A 7,361-nucleotide genomic window follows, 5' to 3' on the forward strand; every position below is an offset into this window, starting at 1 on the left:
AGTGCTTCGGAAAACTGAAGCGGTTCAAGCGCGTCGCCCTGCGCTGCGAGAAGACCGAATGCGGCTTCGCTGCCATCGTCGCCCTCGCCTTGAGCTTCATCCTCATCAAATCCGTCCACACTGCCTAGAGCACGCGCCGATCAGCTTGCATCGCAAGCTGATCGGCGCGTGCTCTTTCTTGAGTTTAGAGGGAGATTCACCGAACAAATTGATTCAATTTGCTCGGATCGCGCTCTAAGGGCAGTTGGCCGGGACCCTGACGATCAGCCCTTGAGGCTGGCTTCCATGGCCGCGCCGAGGCCCTTGAAGGACAAAGGCAGGATGATGGGGTGCCGCGAGCCGTCCTCGAACACGAGGTCGCCGGTGCCGGAGCTCGCCTTCAGCGCGGCAAGCTGGTCCTTGCCCAGCTCGGTGGAGGCGACGCAATGCTGGCCGCAGCGCTTGAAGGTGAGCACCACGTCCGCGACACCCGCCACCTTCAGGGCCACGTTCGAGGGCAGCCACACGCCGGGCGGGGTCAGGACGATGAGGCGGACCGGGCCGCTTTTATCCGCTCGCACGGCGATATGGGCGAGGATGCCCGAGCCTCCGGTGGGCTGAAGGGTCTGCACCGCCTCGCAGGCGCGCTTGTCGGCCTCGCCCTGACACCGCACCGTCCAGTCGTCATGAACCGAGCGGGTCACGGTGGGCGGGGCATCGGTGGAGGGCGCAGCGGCGGTCTGGGCGGCGGCGGGCGCGGCGAACGCGACGGCCGACACGACCAGCGCGGACATCCCGGACAGGCGGAAGGCGGGGAGCAGATCGGAAAGCGCCATCTGTTTCGTCCTTTGCGTCGCGTCCTCTCGCCGGCCAGCGGCGCGGGGCGTTGGGGGAGATATCCGACGCGGGGCGCCGGAGGCAACGGGAATCGTTCCTGCTCGAGGGTTATCCGGCGCCGGCATGGCCCCTGCGGCAGGCCACCGCCTCCAGCACCCGCTCCGGCGTCGCCGGCGCATCGAGGCGGATGGGTCCTTCACCGCCTAGGCTGGCGATGGCGTCGCGGATGGCGAGCCAGACCGAGATGGCGAGCATCAGAGGCGGCTCGCCCACCGCCTTGGAGCGCAGCACCGTCTCCTCCCGGTTGGGCCGGTCGAGCAGGTGGACGCGGAAATCGGGCGGCACGTCGCGCGAGCCGGGGATCTTGTAGGTGGAGGGGCCGCGGGTGGCGAGGCGGCCCGCCGCGTCCCATTTCAGCTCCTCGCAGGTAAGCCAGCCCAGCCCCTGCACGAAGGCGCCCTCCACCTGCCCGAGGTCGATGGCCGGGTTCAGGGAACGCCCGCAATCCTGCACGATCTCCGCCCGCAGCACCCGCACTTCGCCGGTGAGCGTATCCACCGCCACCTCGGCGGCCGCCGCGCCATAGGTATAATAATAAAAGGGCCGGCCCTGCGCGGTGGCGAGATCAAAATGGATCTTCGGCGTCTTGTAGAAGCCGGCGGCGGAGAGCTGCACCCGCTCCTGCCACGCCAGCTTCGCCGCTTCCCCGAAAGACAGGCTCTGGTTGCCCGCGCTCACCCGCCCGTCGGCGAACACCACCTCCTCCGCCGGCACGCCGAAACGGGTGCCCACCACCCCCGCCATGCGGCCGCGGATCTCCTTTGCTGCAATCAACGCCGCCATGCCGTTGAGATCGGAGCCGGACGAGGCGGCGGTGGGCGAGGTGTTGGGCACCTTGGCGGTGCTGGTGGCGGAGACGCGCACATGGTCGAGGGAAATGCCGAAGGCGTCCGCCACCACCTGCGCCACCTTCACGAACAGGCCCTGCCCCATCTCCGTGCCGCCGTGGTTCAGGTGCACCGAGCCGTCGGTATAGACGTGCACCAGCGCCCCGGCCTGGTTCAGCGAGGTCAGGTTGAAGGACACGCCGAACTTGATGGGCATGGTGGCGAGGCCCTTGCGAATCACCGGGCTTGCCCCGTTGAAGGCCGCGATGTCGCGGCGCCACGCGGCAAGGTCCGCCCTGCCGTCAAGCTCGGCCACCACCTCGGCGATGATGTTGTCCTCCACCTCCTGCCCGTAGGGGGTGAGGTTGCGCGGCGCGTCACCATAGAAATTCGCTGCCCGCACCTCCTCGATGGGGCGGCCCAGATGGCGGGCGACCGCCTCCATCACCGCCTCTATGGCGAGCATCCCCTGCGGTGCGCCGAAGCCACGGAAGGCGGTGTTGGAGACGGTGTTGGTCTTCACCAGCACGCCGCGATAGCGCGCCGCCGGGATGAAATAGCAATTGTCCGCATGGCACAGGGCGCGCGAGACCACCGCCGGGGAAAGGTCCGCCACATTGCCGCAGTCGGCGGCAAGTTCCAGGTCGAGACCGGCGAGACGCCCCTCCGCGTCGAAGCCCGCATCCCAGCGGATGCGGAAGGGGTGGCGCTTGCCGGTGGCCTCCATGTCCACGTCGCGGGGCAGGCGCAGTTTCACCGGCCTGCGGGCGTGGTGGGCCAGCAGCGCGGCGATGGCGGCGATGATGGTGGCCTGACTCTCCTTGCCGCCGAAGGCCCCACCCATGCGCCGCACTTCCACGGTGACGGCGGCGAACGGCAGGCCGAGCACATGGGCAACCCCGTGCTGCGCCTCCGTGGGATGCTGGGTGGAGGAATAGACCTGCATGTCGCGGTCTTCCCCCGGCACGGCGATGGCGATCTGGCCTTCCAGATAGAAATGATCCTGCCCGCCGCAGCGCACCTCCCCGGTGATGCGATGGGGCGCGACGGCAAGCGCCCCATCCACGTCACCCCGGCCCACCGATTGGTCGGGCGCGACGCGGGCGCCGGCGGCGAGGGCGTCATCGAGGTCGAGGAGCGCGGGCAGCGTTTCGTATTCGATCTTCACCAGCGCGGCGGCGGCGCGGGCCTCGTCCAGCGTCGGCGCGGCCACCGCCGCCACCGGATGGCCCACATATTCGACCACACCCTGCGCCAGCACCGGCTCGCCGGAGCGGATGGGGGCGATGTCGTTGACGCCGGGAACGTCCCCCGCCGCCACCGCCACCACGCCGGGCAGCGCGCGGGCCGCCGAGAGATCAATGGAGACGATGCGCGCATGGGGGTGCGGGCTCAGCACCAGCGCGCCATGGAGCAGGCCGGGGGGCTCGGGCATGTCATCGAGATAGAGCGCGCGCCCGCTCACATGGGCGCTCGCGCTCTCATGCCGGGCGGGAGCGTGGACCACGCGGCTCATAAAGCGTGGACCTCCAGAGGCAGATCCGGCCGCGTGGTGGCGAGATGCAGCCGCCGCACCAGATTGGCCGCCGCCGCTCGCCGATAGGTCGCGCTGGCGCGATGATCGGAGAGCGGGGCGAAATCGGCTGCGAGCGCCGCCTCGATTCCCTTGGGCGCTTGCTCGCCCCACGGGGCGCCGGTAAGGGCGGTTTCCAGCGCCCGCGCGCGCTTCGCCCGCTCGGCCATGCCGCCAAATGCGGCGGTGAGCGACACCAGCACGCCGTCCGCGATCCGCACCCGGAAGGCGCCGAGCACGGTGGAGATGTCCTGGTCGTAGCGCCTGGACAGCTTCCAGACGCAAAGCTGCTCGGCCGCCGCGAGGTAGGGCAGGCGGATGGCGGCGATCACCTCGTCCGGCGCAAGCGCCGTGGCGCGATAGCCGGTGAGGAAATCGTCCACCTTCATGCGGCGCGAACCCGCCGGCCCGGCCAGCTCCACCTCGGCGTCGAGGGCGAGCAGCACCGGCAGCGTGTCGCCCACCGGCGAGGCCGTGCCGAGATTGCCGCCGAAGGTACCCATGGCCCGGATCTGCCGCGAGCCGATGCGCCGGACGAGCGCGCCGAAGGCGGGGAAGGCCGCTTCAACGGGAGCGAGCGCATCCGCATAAGTCACCGCCGCGCCGAGGATGAGGGCGCCGGGCTCGCGCACGATACGCTTCAGCTCGGCCACGCGGCTGGTGGAGAGGACGAGGGGAAAGCCTCGTCGCTTTTTCGAGGGAATGAGGCCGAGGTCGGTGGCGCCGGCGATCAGCACCGCCTCCGAATGGGTGGCGCGCAAGGCGACGAGGTCCGCCAGATTGTCGGGGAACAGATGCAGTTCGCCCGCCGTCCCATGGGCCGTGCTTGACGGCGGCGCGGCCACGGCCGGCGCGGCGGTGCGCAGCGCAGGCGGCGCGGCGCAGAGCGCGCGGGCGGCATCCACGATGGGGCGATAGCCGGTGCAGCGGCACAGATTCCCCGCCAGCGCCTCGTGCATGGCCGCGTCGTCCGCCACGCCCTCCTGCTGGAGCACATAAAGCGACATGACGATGCCCGGCGTGCAGAAGCCGCATTGGGTGCCGTCGCTTTCGGCCAGCACCTGCTGCACCGGATGGAGCGCATCCCCCTGCCCCAGTCCCTCCACCGTTTTCACCAGCGCGCCGTCGAGCTGCGACAGCAGCATGATGCAGGCGTTCACCGCCTGCCAGCGCACCCCATCCCCCTCCGCCCGGCCGATGGCGATGGTGCAGGCGCCGCAATCGCCCTCCGCGCAGCCTTCCTTGGTGCCGGTGAGGTGGCGGCGGGTGCGCAGATAATCGAGCACGGTCATGGAGGGGGCGGCTGTCGCCTCCCGCACGCTCTCGCCGTTCAGCAGGAAGGCGATGGCCACCCGGTCAGCCTCCCGCGCCGGTGGAGGAGCGGAACGCCCAGGCCACCATGCGGCGCTCGAAGGCGGCGAAGATGGCGTACATGAGGATGCCCTCCACCGCGAGCGCCACGAGGCCCGCGAACACCAGCGGCATCTGGAAGTTGGAGCCCGCCTGCACCATGAGATGGCCCACCCCCGCATTGGCGCCGATGGTTTCCGACACCACCGCCCCGACGAAGGCGAGCGTGATGCCCACCTTCAGCGCCCCGAACAGATAGGGCCCGGTGCGCGGAATGCCCACCTTGCGCATGATGTCGAGCTTTGAGGCGCCAAGCGCCCGCAGCACGTCTTCCAGCTCCGGCTCGGTGGTGGCAAGGCCGGTGGCCACATTCACCACGATGGGGAAGAAGGAGATGAGGAAGGCGGTGAGGATGGCCGGAATCTCGCCGATGCCGAACCACATGATGAGGATGGGCACCACCGCCACCTTGGGCACCGAGTTGAACCCGATCATCACCGGATAAAGCCCGCGATAGATGGTGCGCGACCAGCCCACCACCATGCCTAAAGCAATGCCGAACACCACGGCGATGGTAAAGCCCGCCATGGTGGTCCACAGGGTGACGAAGGAGTTCTTCAGCAGCGGCCACCAGTATTTGCCCATGGCGGCGAAGATGTCCGTTGGCGCGGGCAGGATGAAGGTGTCGATGCGGAACAGGCGGCAGGCCGCCTCCCAGATCACGAACAGACCCACGGTGAAGGCAACGGGGGCGATATCCTCGGCGGAGAGTTTCATCTTGCCTCACGTCGCTCCTTCATGTCTGGCGGCCGGGCGCCGGCTCACGGGCGGGGCGCACCCGCGACGCGGGCAAGCAGGTCAGCCGCCGGGACCGGCGGGGAAATGCCGAAGACGTCGTCCAGCAAGCGCTCCAGCTGGTCCGCACTCTCGATGGGGTGCTCTTCCAGCCGCTCGCCGTCGCGCCCCTCGATGATGTAGCGGTCCGCGATGATCTTGTGGCGCCGGTCGCCCGACAGGCGCTCAAGGATCAGGATGTGGAGGAACGGGACGTTGGGGCTCGTGGACGTGTACCAGTTGCCGAGCTCGTAGTCGGCATGGATCTGCGGCACCAGATCGAACACATACATGGTGCGCCAGCCCGCCGGCTGGCGTGCCGCCAGATAGAACAGGCCATCGGCCGCGCTCAGGCGGAACGTGCCCAGTGCCGTGGGCTGCTCCACATCGGTCACGAAGCGCAGGGGCTCGTCGATGAGACAGGCGCCGAAGCCCACGTCCACGAGCCGCTTCTCGCCCTCCACCTCCACGCTCAAGAGCATATGCTCGCGAGGGCTGAGCGGGCTATCCGGCGGCGACATCCAGCGCACCCGTCCCGTCAGTCCGGTCACGGCAAAGCCGATCTGCTCCAGCACGGACTTGAACAGCACGCTGTGCTCGAAGCAGTAGCCGCCGCGCCGGCTGGCGACCAGCTTCGCTTCGATCGCCGGAAGGTCGAGCTTCACCGGACACCCGACCAGCGGGTCGAGCCCCTCGAACGGGATCGCGCGTACGTGCAGCGCCTGAAGCTCGGCGAGCGTGGAGAGGTCCGGGCGCGGCGAGCCGGTGTAGCCGATACGGCTGAAATAGGCGGAGAGGGAAAGATCGCTCATGGGGCCCCCGTGCATCCGGACGGATGGGAGAGGGCGTTGCAGGGCTCGCGCGCCGGAGCCGGCGTCCCTGCCGGCACCCTTGCGGCCGGAGCAGGCCCATGAAACGACGGCCGGCATCCATGGGCAACAGGCCCGGCCAAGGCCGTGGGAGCCGCATCGTTGAGACAAGCAAGATGCGCCACCGTCACGCCGCCTGCCGGGCTTCGGCAATGCGCCCGCGCAGCTCGTGCACCAGCTGGGTGAAGTCCGGCGTGTAGCAGACGTCGAGGTCGCGCGGCCGAGCGAAGTCCACCGCCCGCGTCTCCACGATGCGGCCGGGGCGCGCGCTCATCACATGGATGGTGTCGGCGAGGAAGCCGGCCTCGCGCAGATCGTGGGTCACCAGGATCACCGTGAAGCCGAGCTTCTGCCAGAGGTCGCGCAGCACGCACCACAATTCCTCGCGGGTGAAGGCGTCCAGCGCCGCGAACGGCTCGTCCAGCATCAAGAGCGCCGGCTCGTGGATAAGGGCGCGGCACAGCGAGGCGCGCTGCTGCATGCCGCCCGACATCTCCCACGGAAAGCGATCTGCAAAGGCGCCAAGGCCCACCACGTTGAGCAGCGCCATGGCCTTGTCCTGGAACGCGGCCTTGTCGCGCGAGAAACGCTGGCGGTAGGGCGGAACGATCTCCAGCGGCAGCATCACATTGGCGAGCACCGTGCGCCACGGCAGCAGATTGGCGTTCTGGAACGCCATGCCGGCGAGCTTCACCGGGCCGGTGACCGGCTTGCCCTCCACCGCCACCGTGCCGGAGGTGGGGCGGATGAGGCCCGTCACCAGCTTCATCAGCGTGGACTTGCCGCAGCCGGACGGCCCCACCACGGCGGCGAACTCGCCCCTGCGCACATGGAGCGTGGTGCCGGCCAGCGCCGTCACCGGGCCGGTGCGGCCGGGATAGGTGAGGGTCACGTTGTCGAGGGCGATCACGCGCCGTGCCTTTCGGATCTGGGGCGGCCGCCACAGCCGCCATCGTCAACTCGCGCGGGGCAGGATCTCGGCGAGCGGCGGGATGGTGTGGATGCCGGGCAACGCGGCGACCCGCCCGACCC

6 protein-coding genes are annotated in these 7,361 nt (G+C 69.4%); all 6 read right to left on the reverse strand.

Annotation, left to right across the window (positions count from 1 at the left end):
- Nucleotides 1–263 precede the first annotated feature (263 nt).
- Entirely contained in the window at nucleotides 264–815 is a 552-nt protein-coding gene (locus tag K9U40_RS20950; protein WP_282892055.1) for an invasion associated locus B family protein, read from the reverse strand.
- A gap of 109 nt (nucleotides 816–924) precedes the next feature.
- Nucleotides 925–3,219 carry a xanthine dehydrogenase molybdopterin binding subunit gene (gene xdhB, locus K9U40_RS20955; RefSeq protein WP_282892056.1) on the reverse strand — a complete coding sequence of 765 codons (2,295 nt, stop codon included), beginning with the start codon at nucleotides 3,217–3,219 and terminating at the stop codon, nucleotides 925–927.
- Nucleotides 3,216–4,628, reverse strand: a complete 1,413-nt coding sequence (xdhA, locus tag K9U40_RS20960) for a xanthine dehydrogenase small subunit (protein ID WP_282892057.1) — start codon at nucleotides 4,626–4,628, stop codon at nucleotides 3,216–3,218. Before xdhA ends, xdhB begins: the two co-directional genes overlap by 4 nt.
- Nucleotides 4,629–4,632: 4 nt before the next feature.
- Nucleotides 4,633–5,403, reverse strand: a complete 771-nt coding sequence (locus K9U40_RS20965) for an ABC transporter permease (RefSeq protein ID WP_282892058.1) — start codon at nucleotides 5,401–5,403, stop codon at nucleotides 4,633–4,635.
- 44 nt (nucleotides 5,404–5,447) lie between these two features.
- A complete protein-coding gene (locus K9U40_RS20970; RefSeq protein WP_282892059.1) occupies nucleotides 5,448–6,272 on the reverse strand; it encodes an arylamine N-acetyltransferase family protein in 825 nt (274 codons plus the stop codon).
- 184 nt (nucleotides 6,273–6,456) lie between these two features.
- The gene (locus K9U40_RS20975; protein WP_282892060.1) at nucleotides 6,457–7,239 is read right to left on the reverse strand and encodes an ABC transporter ATP-binding protein; all 783 of its coding nucleotides are present in this window, start codon (nucleotides 7,237–7,239) and stop codon (nucleotides 6,457–6,459) included.
- Nucleotides 7,240–7,361: the final 122 nt, after the last annotated feature.

It is taken from the genome of Xanthobacter autotrophicus (assembly GCF_030015065.1).
In the GTDB taxonomy this organism is placed as follows: Bacteria; Pseudomonadota; Alphaproteobacteria; order Rhizobiales; family Xanthobacteraceae; genus Xanthobacter; species Xanthobacter autotrophicus_D.